General features: G+C 62.9%; 1 protein-coding gene and 1 pseudogene. Both read right to left on the reverse strand.

Features of this window, described 5'->3' with window-relative positions; all coding sequences use genetic code 11:
• Positions 1–271 (reverse strand): uracil phosphoribosyltransferase (locus tag EN893_RS37050; protein ID WP_281062551.1); only part of this gene is annotated, 271 nt, incomplete at its 3' end.
• 146 nt (positions 272–417) lie between these two features.
• A pseudogene (locus EN893_RS37055) lies at positions 418–580 on the reverse strand (adenosine deaminase); the annotation flags it as partial.

Below are 580 nucleotides of genomic sequence, written 5' to 3' on the forward strand. Positions count from 1 at the left end.
GGTCGAGCAGGCCTTCCAGCAAGCCGTTGCCGGCGCGCAGCACGGAGGCAAAGACCAGCTTCTTGCCCTCAAGCGTCGGCGCTTCCATGGTTTCCATCGGCGTCTCGATGGTCGTCGTCGTCAGTTCGAGGTTGCGGGTGACCTCGTATCCGAGCAGCAGCGAGATTTCGCGCAGCAGCCGGCGAAAGCCGGCCGTCGAGGTTTCCTTCTTGCGCATGATGGTCAGCTTGTGCTGGACAAGCGGGTGGTCGACGACGGTGACGCCCTGCATGGTGTTCTCCTGATGCCTGCGCCCGAAAATGCGCGCATGGCCCTTTCGGACGCGCCGCGCTTCAAGCTGCCTGAGCGAACCCTAGCGGCAATGCGCCGGTCAAGGAACCGCTTGGCCCGCACCGACCACAGCTTTGTCGGCGGAAATCAGCGTGCCGCGCTGTTCAACCGGGCAAGAAGCGCGGTCTTCGTCTTTCTATCGACGAAAGCGGCTTCGATGGCGGTGCGGGTGACGGCGGCCAGCGCCTTTTCGTTCATCGAGAAATGCTCGGCGGCAATGTCGTATTCCCGCTTCAGCGAGGTCCAGAAA

Origin of the sequence: Mesorhizobium sp. M7A.F.Ca.CA.004.04.2.1 (genome assembly GCF_004022825.1) — a bacterium.
Taxonomy (GTDB): Bacteria; Pseudomonadota; Alphaproteobacteria; order Rhizobiales; family Rhizobiaceae; genus Mesorhizobium.